Source organism: Pseudomonas sp. PSPC3-2 (genome assembly GCF_049897085.1).
GTDB lineage: Bacteria > Pseudomonadota > Gammaproteobacteria > Pseudomonadales > Pseudomonadaceae > Aquipseudomonas > Aquipseudomonas paraveronii.
In genome coordinates this window covers 286,377-301,510 of record NZ_JAFCVO010000005.1, presented here as the reverse complement: position 1 = coordinate 301,510, position 15,134 = coordinate 286,377, and the positions used below count along the sequence as shown (strand labels likewise).

General features: G+C 62.1%; 12 protein-coding genes. 8 read left to right on the top strand and 4 right to left on the bottom strand.

Annotated elements, in window-relative coordinates:
- The first annotated feature begins 276 nt into the window (after positions 1-276).
- Entirely contained in the window at positions 277-1,620 is a 1,344-nt protein-coding gene (locus ACP7CJ_RS11460) for an MATE family efflux transporter (protein WP_247400135.1), read from the top strand.
- Positions 1,621-1,730: 110 nt separating this feature from the next.
- Here the strand turns inward: ACP7CJ_RS11460 and speA are convergent, their stop codons facing one another.
- The 4 genes from speA to ACP7CJ_RS11440 form a co-directional block, all read right to left on the bottom strand.
- On the bottom strand, positions 1,731-3,644 hold the full coding sequence (gene speA, locus ACP7CJ_RS11455; RefSeq protein WP_276196327.1) for an arginine decarboxylase: 1,914 nt from the start codon (positions 3,642-3,644) through the stop codon (positions 1,731-1,733).
- A gap of 144 nt (positions 3,645-3,788) precedes the next feature.
- Positions 3,789-4,160 (bottom strand): translation initiation factor Sui1, encoded by a 372-nt coding sequence (locus tag ACP7CJ_RS11450; protein ID WP_247400115.1) that lies wholly within the window; start codon positions 4,158-4,160, stop codon positions 3,789-3,791.
- A gap of 182 nt (positions 4,161-4,342) precedes the next feature.
- Positions 4,343-4,879 (bottom strand): NUDIX hydrolase, encoded by a 537-nt coding sequence (locus ACP7CJ_RS11445; protein WP_247400113.1) that lies wholly within the window; start codon positions 4,877-4,879, stop codon positions 4,343-4,345.
- 2 nt (positions 4,880-4,881) lie between these two features.
- Positions 4,882-5,865 carry a DUF2333 family protein gene (locus tag ACP7CJ_RS11440; RefSeq protein WP_426100493.1) on the bottom strand — a complete coding sequence of 328 codons (984 nt, stop codon included), beginning with the start codon at positions 5,863-5,865 and terminating at the stop codon, positions 4,882-4,884.
- Positions 5,866-6,262: 397 nt separating this feature from the next.
- Between ACP7CJ_RS11440 and ACP7CJ_RS11435 the strand changes: the two genes are divergently transcribed.
- The 7 genes from ACP7CJ_RS11435 to ACP7CJ_RS11405 all read left to right on the top strand — a co-directional run bounded on the left by ACP7CJ_RS11435 (position 6,263) and on the right by ACP7CJ_RS11405 (position 14,991).
- Positions 6,263-7,933 (top strand): diguanylate cyclase, encoded by a 1,671-nt coding sequence (locus ACP7CJ_RS11435; protein ID WP_276196325.1) that lies wholly within the window; start codon positions 6,263-6,265, stop codon positions 7,931-7,933.
- A 53-nt stretch (positions 7,934-7,986) separates the two neighbouring features.
- The gene (locus ACP7CJ_RS11430; RefSeq protein ID WP_426100325.1) at positions 7,987-9,948 is read left to right on the top strand and encodes a methyl-accepting chemotaxis protein; all 1,962 of its coding nucleotides are present in this window, start codon (positions 7,987-7,989) and stop codon (positions 9,946-9,948) included.
- 296 nt (positions 9,949-10,244) lie between these two features.
- Positions 10,245-10,700, top strand: coding sequence for a type II 3-dehydroquinate dehydratase (gene aroQ, locus ACP7CJ_RS11425; RefSeq protein ID WP_198865635.1), 456 nt, complete (start codon positions 10,245-10,247; stop codon positions 10,698-10,700).
- A 24-nt stretch (positions 10,701-10,724) separates the two neighbouring features.
- Entirely contained in the window at positions 10,725-11,180 is a 456-nt protein-coding gene (gene accB, locus ACP7CJ_RS11420; protein WP_276196323.1) for an acetyl-CoA carboxylase biotin carboxyl carrier protein, read from the top strand.
- A gap of 17 nt (positions 11,181-11,197) precedes the next feature.
- Entirely contained in the window at positions 11,198-12,559 is a 1,362-nt protein-coding gene (gene accC, locus ACP7CJ_RS11415; protein ID WP_276196322.1) for an acetyl-CoA carboxylase biotin carboxylase subunit, read from the top strand.
- Positions 12,560-12,837: 278 nt separating this feature from the next.
- Positions 12,838-13,716 carry a 50S ribosomal protein L11 methyltransferase gene (gene prmA / locus ACP7CJ_RS11410; protein ID WP_276196321.1) on the top strand — a complete coding sequence of 293 codons (879 nt, stop codon included), beginning with the start codon at positions 12,838-12,840 and terminating at the stop codon, positions 13,714-13,716.
- Positions 13,717-13,746: 30 nt separating this feature from the next.
- Complete coding sequence (locus ACP7CJ_RS11405; protein WP_276196320.1) at positions 13,747-14,991, top strand: DUF3426 domain-containing protein; 1,245 nt, start codon at positions 13,747-13,749, stop codon at positions 14,989-14,991.
- Positions 14,992-15,134: the final 143 nt, after the last annotated feature.

Below are 15,134 nucleotides of genomic sequence, written 5' to 3'. Positions count from 1 at the left end.
TCCCCCGACCCAAGCCAAATCCCACAAACACCGAAGATCAACATCACCGGAGATCAAAATCACTGGAGATCAAAATGTGGAATGAGGGGCTAAATGTGGAATGAGGGCTAAATGTGGGAGGGGGCTTGCCCCCGATTGCAGTGGGTCAGCTACAAATAAGCTGACTGACTCACCGCCATCGGGAGCAAGCCCCCTCCCACATTTAACCCCCCATTCCACATTGGTTCTGCGGCGTGCTGGGGGACGGTTACAATGCCACTCCCCCAAGGAGCCCAAATGACTTCACTGCTCAGCGACTGGCGCCACCGCCCAACCCACCGCCGCGTCTGGGCCCTGGCCGCGCCGATGATCCTGTCGAACATCTCGGTACCGCTGGTTGCCCTGGTCGACAGCATAGTCATCGGCCACCTGCCCCACGCCCACCAACTGGGCGCCGTCGCCGTCGGGGCCAGCCTGTATACCTTCCTCGCCTGGGCCATGGGGTTTCTGCGCATGGGCTCCACCGGCTTCGCCGCCCAAGCCGCCGGGCGCAATGACGGCGCGGCGCTGCGGCAAATCCTGCTGCAAGGTCTGTTGCTCGCGCTGGGGCTGGCGATGTTGCTTGGCACGGTGGGCATCCCCCTGAGTCACCTGGCCCTGGAGTGGATGCAACCCTCCCCCGAACTGAACCAACTGACCCGCGAATTTTTCCACACCCGCCTGTTCGGCCTGCCCGCGGCCCTCGCCAGCTACGCCCTGGTCGGCTGGTTCCTCGGCACGCAAAACGCCCGCGCACCGCTGGCGATCCTGCTGACCACCAACCTGGTCAACATCGCCCTGAACCTGTGGTTTGTACTCGGCCTGGACTGGGGGGTGGTCGGTTCCGCACGGGCGTCGGTGATCGCCGAATGGACCGGCGCACTGCTCGGCCTGGCCCTCACGCAAAAAGCCCTGCGCGCCTACCCCGGGCATATCGCCTGGGCCGCTTTGCAACGGTGGCACAGCTGGCGCCCGCTGCTGGCGGTGAACCGCGACATCTTTATCCGCAGCCTGGCGTTGCAGTCGGTGTTTTTCATGATCACGGTACAAGGCGCCCGGTTGGGCGATGCCACGGTGGCGGCCAACGCGCTGCTGCTCAATGGCCTGTTGCTGACCGCCCATGCGCTGGACGGTTTGGCCCACGCCGTCGAAGCTCTGTGCGGCCACGCCATCGGCGCCCATGACCGCCACGCGTTGCGCCGCTCACTGGTCGTCGCCTGCGGTTGGTCGCTGATCGCCAGCGTCGGTTTTGCCTTGCTGTTCAGCTTCGCCGGCCATCTGTTTATCGCCATGCAGACCGATATCCCCAGCGTGCGCGAAACCGCCGACATCTACCTGCCTTACCTCGCGGTACTGCCGTTGATTGCGGTGTGGAGTTATCTGCTGGACGGGCTGTTTATCGGCGCCACCCGTGCGCGGGAAATGCGCAATGGCATGCTGCTGACAGTGCTGATTACGCTGCCGTTCGCCTGGGCGTTGCAGGGTTTGGGCAACCACGGGCTGTGGATAACCTTTCTGCTGTTCATGGCGGTGCGCAGTCTGACGCTCTGGGCGATTGCCTGGCGACTCAAGCGGCGGGGGCTTTGGTTGGGCGGGAATTGAAGGAAGGGCGGAATTGCCTACGATGGCGGGGTATCGGCAGTTAAATCACTGCCTCACACACCACCATCGCGGGCAAGCCCGGCTCCCACATTGGAGCCGGGTCGCTGCACTTATGAGGACAGGTAAGACGAACGCGTCAGGCCCAGACGCAACGCATCGAGAAACTGCGTGCGCTCGCTGGCGCTGATCTTCGCGCTCGCGCACTTGTCCCGGTAATGCGTCATCAACTCTTCCGGCGACAAGTGAACATAACGCAGCATGTCTTCGATGGTGTCGTGGGTCTCGATCCCGGCGCTGTACACCGAACCGTCGGCACGCTGGTAGATGTTCACCGAGTCGGTGTCGCCGAACAGGTTGTGCATGTCACCGAGGATTTCCTGGTACGCGCCGACCAGGAAGATACCCAGCAGGTAATCTTCGCCATCCTTCAACGCGTGTACCGGCAGGCTGGTCTCGATACTCTGCTCGTCGACGTATTGCTTGATCTTGCCGTCGGAGTCGCAGGTCAAGTCCTGCAATACCGCGCGGCGCATCGGCTCTTCGTCGAGACGGTGCAGCGGCAGGATCGGCAGTACCTGGCCGATGGCCCAGGTATCCGGCAGGCTCTGGAACACCGAGAAGTTGCAGATGTATTTATCCGCCAGCTTGTCGTTGAGTTCGTCGAGCACCTGGCGGTGCGAACGCTGGCGCGCCTTCAGCGAGTTATGCAGGCGGCGGCACACGGCGAAGTAGCATTGCTCGGCCAGGGCTTTTTCCGCCAGGGTCAGTTTGCCGTCGGCGTACTGAGTGGCCACGTCGCTCATGTAGTGAGTGGCGCGCCAGTAGGTTTCGGTGACCATCTCGATGTCGGTCGGGCCGAGCAGGTCTACCAGCCATTGCACGGTTTCCGGCAGGTTCTCCTTGTTCTCGATCTGCGGCATTTCGTCGTTGTGTTTCTCGACGTCGGTGACTTGCACCACCAGCATGGCGTGGTGGGCGGTCAGGGAACGGCCGCTCTCGGAGAAGATGTTCGGGTGCGGCAGGCTCTGCGCGTCGCAGAATTCCTTGAGCATGCCCACGACCACACCGGCGTAGTCGTCCATGTCGTAGTTGATCGAGCTGGCGTTACGCGAGTGGGTGCCGTCGTAGTCCACGCCCAGGCCGCCGCCGACGTCGATGTGATCCACCGGCAGGCCGAGGTTGCGCAGTTCGCCGTAGTAACGAATGGCTTCCTTGAACCCGTGCTGGTAGTCGGCCAGGTTGGCGATCTGCGAGCCCATGTGGAAGTGCAGCAGGCGGATGCCCTGGTCCAGGCTGGCGGCGCGGAAGCGCTCGACCACCGACAACAGTTGCGCCGCCGACAGCCCGAACTTGGACTTCTCGCCGCCGGTGTCAGCCCACTTGCTCGACGCCAGGGACGACAGGCGCACGCGCAGGCCGATCTGAGGCTTGACCTTGAGGTTGGCGGCTTCTTCGATCACCAGCCCAACTTCGGACTCTTTCTCGATCACGATGAACACGTTGTGACCCAGCTTCTGGCCCATCAGCGCCAGGCGGATGAATTCGCGGTCCTTGTAACCGTTGCAGACGATGGTCCCGCCTTTCGGCGCCAGCGCCAGCACGGCCAGCAGTTCCGGCTTGGAGCCGGCTTCCAGGCCGATGGACACGTCCTGGGTGGCGATGATGTTTTCGATCACCGCTTCCTGCTGGTTCACCTTGATCGGGTACAGCGCGGTGTATTTGCTCTGGTATTCCAGGCGCTCGATGTTCGAGTCGAATGCGCCGGTCAACTGGCGCACGCGGTCTTGCAGGATGTCGGGAAAACGCACCAGCAACGGCAAGGACAAGCCGCTTTTGCGCAGCGCGTCGACTTGCTCGTACAGGTCGACCGGCGTGCTGTTCGGGCCGTTCGGACGAACTTCAACGCGACCGGCATCATTGATCGCGAAATACCCGGCCCCCCAATGGCGAATCCCGTAAACACTGCGGCTGTCCGCAACTGTCCATTGGCTGCCATCGTCTTTGCGTGTGCGTCGTACGGACATCGAAGTCCCCTATAAATGAAGTCGAAGGCGCCGCCCCTCGTTCGAGGCTGGCGCAGTCTAAAGAATGAAAATGACGATTTGCCTGTAAGCAAGGTCAGACCCCACTCGCAGGACAGAGTTTAGACACAGGCTGGGAAGAGGCTTTCAGCCACCGGACTTCTTGGCCTTGTACCCGAGCTTGATCAACTCGGCCAACAGCAACTCGACGTGATCGCCCTGGATCTCGATGACCCCGTCTTTCAACGCGCCACCGGTGCCACAGCGCTTTTTCAGCGTGGTAGCCAGTTCCTTCAAGGCGTCTTCGGCCAGCGGCGCGCCGGTGATGGTGGTCACCGTTTTGCCGCCACGGCCTTTGCTCTCGCGTCGCACGCGGGCAATGCCGTCGCCTTCGGGGATCAGGGTTTGTTTGCAGGTACAGGCGTCCACGGGCTGACGACAGTCCGGGCAGTGTCGACCTGCGTCGGTGGAAAATACCAGGCCGCCGAGGGCGGCGAAGGATGCGGCTTTTTTGGCCACCGGCAATCCTCTCGTGAGGACAAAGACTGATCGGCACACGCTCAGGAGGTTGCCGACCGCGAAGCCCCACTCAGGCAGGGGCAGCGCTACCGACCCGCCAAGGCGGTTCGGGTGAAAAGTCGCGCAGTGTAACCACAAAAGGCCCACTTGCTAAGGGCCAAATGGCGCCAATTTATACAACTTTAGCGACGTGAGGCCAGATAGCGGCGCAAGCCCTCTTGCGCGTCCGGGCAGTAGGGCTTTTGTTCAGCTTCCTGTAGGACTATTTCAAGGGGTAAAAAGCGCGCTTCCATGACTTCTTCAGGCTGCAGGCTCAGCGCGCCATCCCATACGGCTGCGTAGGACTTGCACCAGAGCCGGCTGTCGCCGTCCTCGAAGTAGAAATGGTCGTGTTCAACCAGTTCCACCCCGCCTACGCCGAGTTCTTCTTCAAGCTCCCGGGCGGCCGAATCGGCATAACTCTCGCCGTCCGCCACCATCCCGCCCGCGGCCGTGTCCCAGAATCCGGGGTACAGGGCTTTGCTCAGGGTGCGGCGATGCACGCACAGTTCACCTGCCGAGTTGAACAGGAAGATAAAGGTGCAACGGCCGATCAGGCCGCGCTGGCGAAGGTCGGACCGGACCAGGGCGCCGAGCAGGTTGTCGTGCTCGTCGACCCAGCAGATCAGTTCCGCATCGGAGGCCGCGCGGTGCGCGGCCTCCTTTTGAGTCACGTCCATCATTACCCTTGGTTAAGGAGTTGACGCAAGTCGATCACGGCCGCGTTGGCCCGGGAAATGTAGTTGGCCATCACCAATGAGTGGTTGGCCAGTATGCCAAAGCCGCTGCCGTTGAGGATCATCGGGCTCCAGACCGGCTCTTGCGAAGCCTCCAGCTCACGAATGATCTGGCGCACGCTGACCGTAGCGTTTTTCTTGGCCAGCACGTCGGCAAAGTCGACTTCGATAGCGCGCAACAAGTGGGACAAGGCCCAGGCCTGGCCACGGGCTTCGTAGAACACGTTGTCGATCTGCATCCATGGGGTTTCCACCACTTCTTCATCGAGCTGCGGCACTTGACCCGGCGCCAGCGCTTCGGTTTTCAGTGAGGTGTTCAGCTTGACCCGGCCGACACTCGCCGACAGACGTTGCGACAACGAACCCAGGCGCGTGGCGACATCGCCCAGCCAGTTGTTGAGGTTGTCGGCGCGCGCATAGAACAACGCGCCGCGCTGGTTCGGGTCGGACAGGCGCGCTTCATAGCGGCTCAGGGAGTTGATGCCTTCCTGGTACTCAGACTCGCTGGAAGGCAGCACCCAGCTCTTGTTGTCAAAGTTGAAACGCGGCTCAGCCTTGGCGAGGTCGGTGTCTTCCGCCGACTGCGACTGGGAGCGGGCGAAATCCTTACGCAAGGCACGGGTCAGGTCGCGCACCTGCACCAGCACGCCGTATTCCCAGCTCGGCATGTTGTCCATCCACAGGCCAGGCGGGAAACGGTCGTTGGAAATATAGCCACCGGGCTTGTTCAGCAAGGTGCCGGCCACGGCCTTGAGGGTTTCCACGGTGGTGTAACCCACCACCATCTGCTTGCCTTCCTTTTCGGCGGCAAGCTGGGCGTTCTGCTGGACCGGGAACAGCGCCGGCTCTTCGCTCCAGTACCAACCCAAAGCACCGGTAACCAACAGATACAAGCCAAGTACGCTGAGCACCGCTCGGCTCATCAGCATGCTACGCAAATAGCTGCGGTTGCCCGACTTGGGTTCAGGGGCGGGGCCTTTGGCACTGCCTGCACGGTTTTTCCAGTCCAGCATGGCGATATCCTTTCAATCACTTGAGTTCATGCACTTCAATCGACGGCGTGCGTTCAAACACTCCGACAGCAACCCTACCCCATCGTGCCGGTCAATGCGGGGCTTTTCATCGCACAGCCGTCATCCAATGGGCGTACCTGGGGGCATCCGACTATAAAGGATGCAGGTTTTTTTCGCTGTGCGACCAATGAGTCAGCAACTGAATGCCAGGGATACGCAGTTAATTGACGTATGACACTCATCGAACCGAAAAGAGGTGCTAGCATAGAGCCATTAGTCGACCTCAGTACGCACCTTCACTAGTAGTCAAGATATGACCGAGCCAGAAGACCCCAGCCGTGAGCGTCTCAAGCAGCACTTTGCCCAGCGGGTAATTCATCAGGCACGTCAAATTCTTGAGATCTGGCAGCGCCTGCAGCGCAGCGAATGGTCCGACGTCGACTTCTCCGAACTCAGCGAAGCCAACCTGCGACTGCTGCGCTTCGCCGAACGCTTCGAACAGCCCGAGCACCACCAGTTGGCCCAGCATATCGGCGAGTCGCTCAAAGCGGTGGACGCCAATCGCGGCCGCCTGAGCAGCCAACTGATCACCGAAATCAACCGCCTGATGCAACGCCTGTCCCGCACCGGCCTGCGCCAGGGCGACCAGCTTGAGCAAACCTTCCTGCCGCCGATGCGCAAGCCGATCTACGTGATGCTGGCCGATCACGATCGCGCCGAGCGCCTGGCCAAGCAACTGGAATTCTTTGGCTTGAGCGCCCAGTCCCTGGACAGCGTGGCGGCGTATCGTGTGGCGATGGCCGAGCGCCTGCCGTCGGCGATTGTGATGGACGTGGACTTCTGCGGCCCGGGCCTGGGCCTCCAACTGGCCGCCGAGGCCCAGGAAGGCCTGGAGCAAAAGCTGCCGTTGCTGTTTTTCAGCCTGCATGAAACCGACACCCCGACCCGCCTCGCCGCCGTGCGCGCCGGCGGCGAAGAGTTCCTGACCGGCACGCTGGAAGCCTCGAGCCTGCTGGAAAAAATCGAAGTGCTGACCTGCGTTGCGCAGTACGACCCCTATAAAGTGCTGATCATCGACGACTCACGGGCGCAGGCGCTGCACACCGAGCGCCTGCTCAACAGTGCCGGCATCATCACCCGCACGCTGATCGAGCCGATCAAGGCCATGGCCGAGCTGGCGGATTTCCAGCCCGACCTGATCATCCTCGACATGTACATGCCCGCCTGTACCGGCACCGAACTGGCCAAGGTGATTCGTCACAACGACCGTTACGTCAGCGTGCCGATCATCTACCTGTCGGCCGAGGACGACCTGGATAAACAGCTGGACGCCATGAGCGAAGGCGGCGACGACTTCCTCACCAAGCCGATCAAGCCGCGCCACCTGATCACCACCGTGCGCAACCGCGCGGCCCGTGCGCGCAACCTCAAGGCGCGGATGGTGCGCGACAGCCTGACCGGCCTGTACAACCACACCCATATCCTGCAACTGCTCGAAGACTGCAGCTTCCGCGCACGCCGCGAGAACAAGCCGTTGAGCTTTGCCATGCTCGACATCGACCACTTCAAGCGGGTCAACGACAGCCACGGCCACCCCATGGGCGACCGGGTGATCAAGAGCCTGGCGCTGTTTCTCAAACAGCGCTTGCGCAAGACCGACTACATCGGCCGCTACGGCGGTGAAGAGTTTGCGATTGTGATGCCCGATACCGACCTGGAATCGGCCTGCAAGGTGCTGGATGAGATTCGTGGGCGCTTTGCCGAAATTCACTACCCGGCCCAACCGCATGACCTGTGGTGTACCTTCAGCGCCGGGCTGGTGGAGTTGTGCGACGACTCCGACAGCCTGATGATGGCCACCCTAGCCGACGAAGCGCTGTACCGCGCCAAGGATGCCGGACGCAATCGCGTTCAAGCCGCGCGCACATCAAAGCAAAGTGCCATCTTTTCACCGGAATCCAGTGATTCCGTCATAACTTTGTAACGGAAACGCAATAACTTCAGGCACTTAACTTTTGCTGTCGGTTGAAACCACGCATGCGCCTGAAGCTGCTGACCAATCTCAACACCCTCCTTCTAGTGGCCGTGTGCTTGGCACTCGGGGCGACGCTCTGGTGGTCGCAACGCGCGCTGGAACGGCCTTACTTGCTGATGGAACGCTACCTGGGGTTGTCGCAGACCTTCCAGAACCAGGCCGCACGCAATATCGACGACTACCTGGCCAGCGGCGACGCCCTGCGCCTGAGCAGCGCCAGCCAAAGCCTGGAAAGCCTGCTGCAGCACTTGGATGAATTGCCTGCCGACCTCGCGCAAAGCCTGCGCCCCAGTCTGATGGAACTCGATACCTTCAGCAAAACCGACCTGCTCGCCGCCGGCAAACTGGCCGGCGACCCGCAAGCGCTGCTGCTGCAAGCCGAGCGCGAATTGGGCGCGAACCTGGAGCAACTGAGCCAGTACGCCAGCGGGGCCAATTCGCCCGACGCGGCGCGCTACCTGCCGCCGCTGCTGGCGGCCTCGCAGCACCTGGGCAAGCTGTCCCTGGCCCGCGACAAGCTGGTGAGCAGCGGGCGGGCGGAACTGGCGGATGATGTGGAGCGCGAAGTCGCCAATATCCGTGGCCAGGCCGACCTGCTGGAGCAACTGCCCTTACTCGGGGTCAAGGCCAGCGCCGGTTCGAACACCGATGACTTTTCGGCACTGATGGGCCTGGAAAACAGCGAAAAAGCCGAAACACAAGACACCGGCGTCGACCTCAAGCGCGAACTCAACAGCCTGCTGACCCGCTACCCGGCCGAACTCAAGCGCACCCGCGAGCAAATCCAGCAGCGCGCCAACCTGGCCGCCGGCACCCAACTGAAAATCGCCGCCGTGCAACAGGCCATCGCAGGCCTGGAGCCGGTCGTGCGTGGGCAACACGCCGCGATCCAGGGCGAAGTGCGCTTGATGCAAGGGGTGATGATCGGCCTGATCCTGCTGATCGCGCTGCTGATCGATACCCTGCAACGGCGCCTGGCGCGGGTGCTGACCAACCTGGCACCGGCCCTGTCGACCTGGGCCGAAGGCGACTTCAGCCAGCCGATTGCCCTGGGCAAGACCAACCGCGAACTGCGCGACATCGAAGCCTCCCTCAACCGCCTGCGCGCCTATCTGGTGGACTTGGTGGGCACCATTCGCGGCAATGCCGAGGAAGTGGCGGGCAGCAGCCGCGCCCTGGCCGAGTTGAGCAGCGGCCTACACGACGGCGCCGAGCGTCAGGCCGGGGACACCGCCCAGATCCGCGACTCGCTGGGCGAACTCGAAGCAACCATCCAGCAGGTGGCCGGCGACGCCAGCCAGGCCGCCGGCGCCAGCCGCAGCGCGGGCCAGGCGGTGGAACAAGGCCAGCGGGTGATCGGCCTGAGCCTGACCGGGCTGCATGCGCTGGTCGGCGAAGTGCAGCAAAACGCACAGATGATCGAGAAACTCGCCGAAGAGTCCGCGACCATCGGCGGCGTGTTGACGGTGATTCGCTCGATAGCCGACCAGACCAACCTGCTGGCGCTCAACGCGGCCATTGAAGCCGCCCGCGCCGGGGAAGCCGGGCGCGGTTTCGCCGTGGTCGCCGACGAAGTGCGCTCCCTGGCCCAACGCACCGCAGGCGCCACCGCCGAAATCCAGGGCCTGATCGCCGGCCTGCAAACCGCTGCCCGCCAGTCGGTGGAAGGCATGCGCGCGCAGGTCGAACACGCCGAAGCCACCGCCCAGCAAGCACAAGCGGCCGACGGCGCGCTGGATGAAATTGTCGGAGCGATACAGACCATTTCCGACACCGCCGTGCGCATCGCCGATGTGACCGCGCAGCAGAGCGGTGCCGTGAGTGAGATTCGCGATAACAGCGAACGGATTCATCAGCTGGGTGAGGACAACCTGCTACGCATCGGCCAGGGCCGCAGCCAGGGTGAACACCTGTTGGTGCTGGGCGGCCAACTCAACACTGCCGTCCAAGCCTTCCGCGTCTGACCCGATCTAGCGCCATGCGAAGAACCAATGTGGGAGGGGGCTTGCCCCCGATAGCGGTGTGCCAGTCTCAATATCTGTAACTGATCCACCGCTATCGGGGGCAAGCCCCCTCCCACATTTGACCTCCTGTGTTTTCAAAATCGTGTTGCCAATGACCAGGCCGGGCAACTTGGTCACAAATTTTGCGCAATCCTCGCTAATCGTGCAGCCTACTGCATAGAACTGGACAGTCATAAAGACTTTGCGGCATAGTCGCCGGGTTCTGCCGTACCCACATCAATAACAAGGAACAGCCGATGGCGACCTTACTGGTTCTTCACGGACCCAACCTGAACCTGCTCGGCACCCGCGAACCGGGCGTCTACGGGACTGTGACCCTGGAACAGATCAACCTCGATCTGGAGCGACGGGCTCGTGAAGCCGGCCACCATCTGCTGTACCTGCAAAGCAACGCCGAGTACGAATTAATTGATCGCATCCACGCCGCGCGCGGCGAAGGCGTGGACTTTATCCTGATCAATCCCGCCGCTTTTACGCACACAAGTGTTGCATTACGTGACGCGCTGCTGGCGGTGAGCATCCCATTCATCGAAGTGCATTTGTCGAACGTGTACAAACGCGAACCTTTCCGCCATCACTCTTACTTCTCCGACGTTGCGGTAGGAGTGATCTGCGGCCTTGGCGCCAGCGGTTACCGACTGGCCCTGGAGGCCGCCCTGGAACAACTTGAACAACCGGCCAAGCGCCCCTGACCGACCCTTGGGAGTTGATGATTCATGGATATCCGTAAAGTTAAGAAACTGATCGAACTGCTGGAAGAGTCCGGTATCGACGAGCTGGAAATCAAGGAAGGCGAAGAGTCCGTCCGGATCAGCCGTCACAGCAAGACCCCGGCCCAGCAGTTCTACGCGCCACAGATGCAAGCCCCGGCACCCGCTGCTCCGGCTGCCGCACCTGCTGCCGCCGCGCCTGCCGCCCCGGCCGCGCCTGTGCTGAATGGCTTCGTGGTCAAGTCGCCAATGGTCGGTACGTTCTACCGCACCCCGGCACCGACCTCGCCAGCCTTCGTTGAAGTCGGCAAGACCGTGAAAGTGGGCGACACCATTTGCATCGTGGAAGCGATGAAAATGATGAACCACATCACGGCCGAAAAAGCCGGCGTCATCGAATCCATCCTGGTAGAAAACGGTCAGCCGGTTGAATACGACCAGCCGCTGTTCACCATCGTTTGAACCGCGGAGCGCCTTCGATGTTGAAACCTGCGAAGAAACTGCAAAAAGTCCTGATCGCCAACCGCGGCGAGATCGCGCTGCGTATCCTGCGCGCCTGTAAGGAAGAGGGCATCAAGACCGTCGCTGTTTACTCGACGGCCGATACCGAACTGATGCACGTAAAACTGGCGGACGAAAGCATCTGCATCGGCCCGCCACTGGCCGCGAACTCGTACCTAAAAGTCGCGAACATCATCGCCGCCGCAGAAGTGACCGGCGCTGATGGCATTCACCCGGGCTACGGCTTCCTCGCGGAAAACGCCGATTTCGCCGAACAGGTGGAAAAGTCCGGGTTTGCCTTCATCGGCCCGAAAGCCGAGACCATTCGCCTGATGGGCGACAAGGTCTCGGCCAAGGACGCCATGATCGAAGCCGGCGTGCCAACCGTTCCCGGCTCCGACGGCCCGCTGCCTGAAGACGAGACAACCGCTCTGCGCATTGGTCGCGAAGTCGGTTACCCGGTGATCATCAAGGCCGCAGGCGGCGGCGGTGGTCGCGGCATGCGCGTGGTGCATAAAGAAGAAGACCTGATCGAAGCGGCCAAGCAGACTCGCTCCGAAGCGGCTGCCTGGTTCGGCAACCCGATGGTCTACCTGGAAAAGTACCTGACCAACCCACGTCACGTGGAAGTGCAGGTGCTGTCCGACGGCCAGGGCCACGCCATCCACCTGGGCGACCGCGATTGCTCGCTGCAACGTCGTCACCAGAAGGTATTGGAAGAAGCACCGGCACCGGGCCTGGACGAGAAAGCCCGTGAGGAAGTGCTCGCGCGTTGCGTCAAGGCATGCATCGACATCAACTACCGTGGCGCCGGTACCTTCGAGTTCCTCTACGAGAACGGTCGTTTCTACTTCATCGAGATGAACACTCGCGTACAGGTAGAACACCCGGTTTCGGAGATGGTCACCGGTATCGATATCGTCAAGGAGATGCTGAGCATCGCCGCCGGTAACGAGCTGTCCTTCACCCAGGACGACGTGAAGATCCACGGCCACTCCCTGGAGTGCCGGATCAACGCCGAAGACCCGAAAACCTTTATCCCGAGTCCAGGCCTGGTCAAGCATTTCCATGCTCCAGGCGGCAACGGCGTTCGCGTCGATTCGCACCTGTACAGCGGCTACAAGGTTCCGTCCAACTACGACTCGCTGATCGGCAAGCTGATCACCTGGGGCGCCACCCGTGACGAGGCCATGGCCCGCATGCGTAACGCCCTGGACGAAATCGTGGTCGACGGCATCAATACCAACATCCCGCTGCATCGGGATCTGGTCCGTGATGAAGGCTTCTGCAAAGGTGGTGTGAACATTCACTACCTGGAACACAAGCTGGCCAACCAGTAAGTGCTCCACCCAACAAAGCCGCCTTCGGGCGGCTTTGTTGTTTCTGTGCGCTCTATTTTGAAGATGCACACAGTCCAAATGTGGGAGGGGGCTTGCTCCCGATAGCAGTGTGTCAGTCAACTTATCTGAGACTGAACCACCGCTATCGGGGGCAAGCCCCCTCCCACATTTGACCGGCGTACAGTCAGCACAGTCGTCTTCTGCCCGCCGCTCGCGTAAACTTGCGCGCTTTCGCAGCCCCTCCCCGCTGCACACTCATTTTTTCAAAGGTGCCCGCCATGCCTTGGCTGCAAGTCCGTCTCGCCATCAGCCCAGAACAAGCCGAAACCTACGAAGACGCGTTCCTTGAAGTGGGCGCCGTCTCGGTGACCTTCATGGACGCCGAAGACCAGCCGATCTTTGAGCCGGAACTCAACACCACCCCACTGTGGTCCCACACCCACTTGCTGGCCCTGTTCGAAGACGGCACCGATGCCGCCGCCGTCCTGGCCCATATGGAACTGCTCACCGGCGGCCCGCTGCCCGAGCACCACAGCGAAATCATCGAAGACCAGGACTGGGAACGCAGCTGGATGGACAATTTCCAGCCGATGCGTTTCGGCCAGCGCCTGTGGATCGTCCCGAGCTGGCATGCCGCGCCTGAACCAGAGGCGGTGAACCTGCTGCTGGACCCGGGCCTGGCGTTCGGCACCGGCACACACCCGACCACCGCGCTGTGCCTGGAATGGCTGGACGGCCAGGACCTGAACGATTGCCACGTGCTGGACTTCGGCTGCGGCTCGGGGATTCTGGCGATTGCTGCCCTATTGCTGGGCGCCAAGGAAGCCGTCGGCACCGATATCGACGTACAAGCCCTGGAAGCCTCCCGCGATAACGCCGGGCGCAACCACATTGCTGAAAGCAAATTCCCACTGTACCTGCCAGAGCAATTGCCCCAGGTGCAGGCGGATGTGCTGGTGGCCAATATCCTCGCCGGCCCGCTGGTGGCCCTGGCGCCGCAGTTGTCGAGCCTGGTCAAGCCGGGGGGCCGTCTGGCACTGTCGGGCATCCTCGCCGAACAGGGTGACGACGTTGCCGCCGCCTATGCACAGGATTTCGAGCTCGACCCGATCGCCAATCGTGATGGCTGGGTACGCATCAGCGGGCGTCGGCGCTAGAATGAGCGCTTGCCTGAATCGGATGGCCGCATGACCGACAGTTTCGTCACCCAGTGCCCACATTGCCAAACGCGCTTTCGCGTCAGCCATGCTCAGTTGAACGTGGCACGCGGTGTCGTGCGCTGCGGCTCGTGCCTGCAAGTGTTCAACGCTGCGCGCCAGTTGCTGGAGCAGCGCGCCCACGCGCAAGCGCCGAAGCCTGAACAGCCGGCCACAGCGGAACACGCCGCCGAGGCGCCCCGGGCAATCAGCCAGAAGCAGTGGACAGCCCAAGAGCTGGACCTGGACAACCTGGACCTGGACGAAGAGCTGGCAAAGCTGGAACGCCGCGAGATTCAGCACACCCAGCCGCAGGGTGCGGAACGCCGTCAAGGCGCCGACCGGCGCAAAAAGGAAGATGCCCTCAGCGCCAGCCGCGACACGATCAAGGCCGAGGAAGAAAAATGGGCCGCCAGCCTGTTCAGCGAACCGCCTGAAGAACGCGCCAAGGCGCCCGAAGACGAACCTGAACCGGCAAATCCCTCTGCGACCAAACAGCGCACCGAGCCGTCAATGTCACTCGACACCGACGACATCGACGATGAGCCACCACTGCGCGCCACGCCCGCCGATGAGCACGAGCAACTCGACCCGCCCGTGAGCGCTGTCAGCGACGAAGCCGACGAACCTGAACCCGACGAGCGCCCGCTGTCCGGCCGCAAGCGCTCGCGCACTGCCGCCAGCGCCCACGACGACCTGCTGCAGGACCTCGAAGATGACCCGCTGCACTTGTACTCAGGCAAACGCCCGTCGAGCTGGGGCCGTCGCCTGATCTGGCTGCTGCTGGTGCTGATCGCCGCCGCCGGCCTCGCTGGCCAGTACATTGCCTACCAGTTCGACGACCTGGCGCGCCAGGACGCCTATCGCCCGTGGTTCCAGCAACTGTGCCCGACACTGGGCTGCACGGTGCCATCACGGGTCGATATCGCGCACATCAAGAGCAGCAACCTGGTGGTGCGCAGCCACCCGGAATTCGCCGGCGCGCTGGTGGTGGATGCCATCATCTACAACCGCGCGACGTTCTCCCAGCCGTTCCCGCTGCTGGAGCTGCGGTTTGCCGACCTGAACGGCAGCCTGATCGCCAGTCGTCGCTTCAAGCCCGCCGAGTACCTGAGCGGTGAGCTGGCCGGGGTCAGCGAAATGCCGTCGCAGACGCCGATCCATATCTCCCTGGACATCCTCGACCCCGGCAACAAAGCCGTGAATTACAGCCTGAGCTTCCACTCGCCCGAGTGAATCGGCTCGGTCACCGAGGTTTGACGGCAGATTATTGACCGGACCGCCGGCAACCAAACCAGCAGCGATAAAGAAATAACTGTTCAGATTTTATCCAATTCAGCCTTTATCCAGTCATCGAGAGCGGGTATCATGCCAACCCT

What these genes read in the sequence shown, in the direction of transcription:
- ACP7CJ_RS11460 (WP_247400135.1), top strand. Translation starts at nt 277, where the DNA reads ATGACTTCACTGCTCAGCGACTGGCGCCACCGCCCAACCCACCGCCGC.
- speA (WP_276196327.1), bottom strand. Translation starts at nt 3,644, where the DNA reads ATGTCCGTACGACGCACACGCAAAGACGATGGCAGCCAATGGACAGTT.
- ACP7CJ_RS11445 (WP_247400113.1), bottom strand. Translation starts at nt 4,879, where the DNA reads ATGGACGTGACTCAAAAGGAGGCCGCGCACCGCGCGGCCTCCGATGCG.
- ACP7CJ_RS11440 (WP_426100493.1), bottom strand. Translation starts at nt 5,865, where the DNA reads ATGCTGATGAGCCGAGCGGTGCTCAGCGTACTTGGCTTGTATCTGTTG.
- ACP7CJ_RS11435 (WP_276196325.1), top strand. Translation starts at nt 6,263, where the DNA reads ATGACCGAGCCAGAAGACCCCAGCCGTGAGCGTCTCAAGCAGCACTTT.
- ACP7CJ_RS11430 (WP_426100325.1), top strand. Translation starts at nt 7,987, where the DNA reads ATGCGCCTGAAGCTGCTGACCAATCTCAACACCCTCCTTCTAGTGGCC.
- aroQ (WP_198865635.1), top strand. Translation starts at nt 10,245, where the DNA reads ATGGCGACCTTACTGGTTCTTCACGGACCCAACCTGAACCTGCTCGGC.
- accB (WP_276196323.1), top strand. Translation starts at nt 10,725, where the DNA reads ATGGATATCCGTAAAGTTAAGAAACTGATCGAACTGCTGGAAGAGTCC.
- accC (WP_276196322.1), top strand. Translation starts at nt 11,198, where the DNA reads ATGTTGAAACCTGCGAAGAAACTGCAAAAAGTCCTGATCGCCAACCGC.
- prmA (WP_276196321.1), top strand. Translation starts at nt 12,838, where the DNA reads ATGCCTTGGCTGCAAGTCCGTCTCGCCATCAGCCCAGAACAAGCCGAA.
- ACP7CJ_RS11405 (WP_276196320.1), top strand. Translation starts at nt 13,747, where the DNA reads ATGACCGACAGTTTCGTCACCCAGTGCCCACATTGCCAAACGCGCTTT.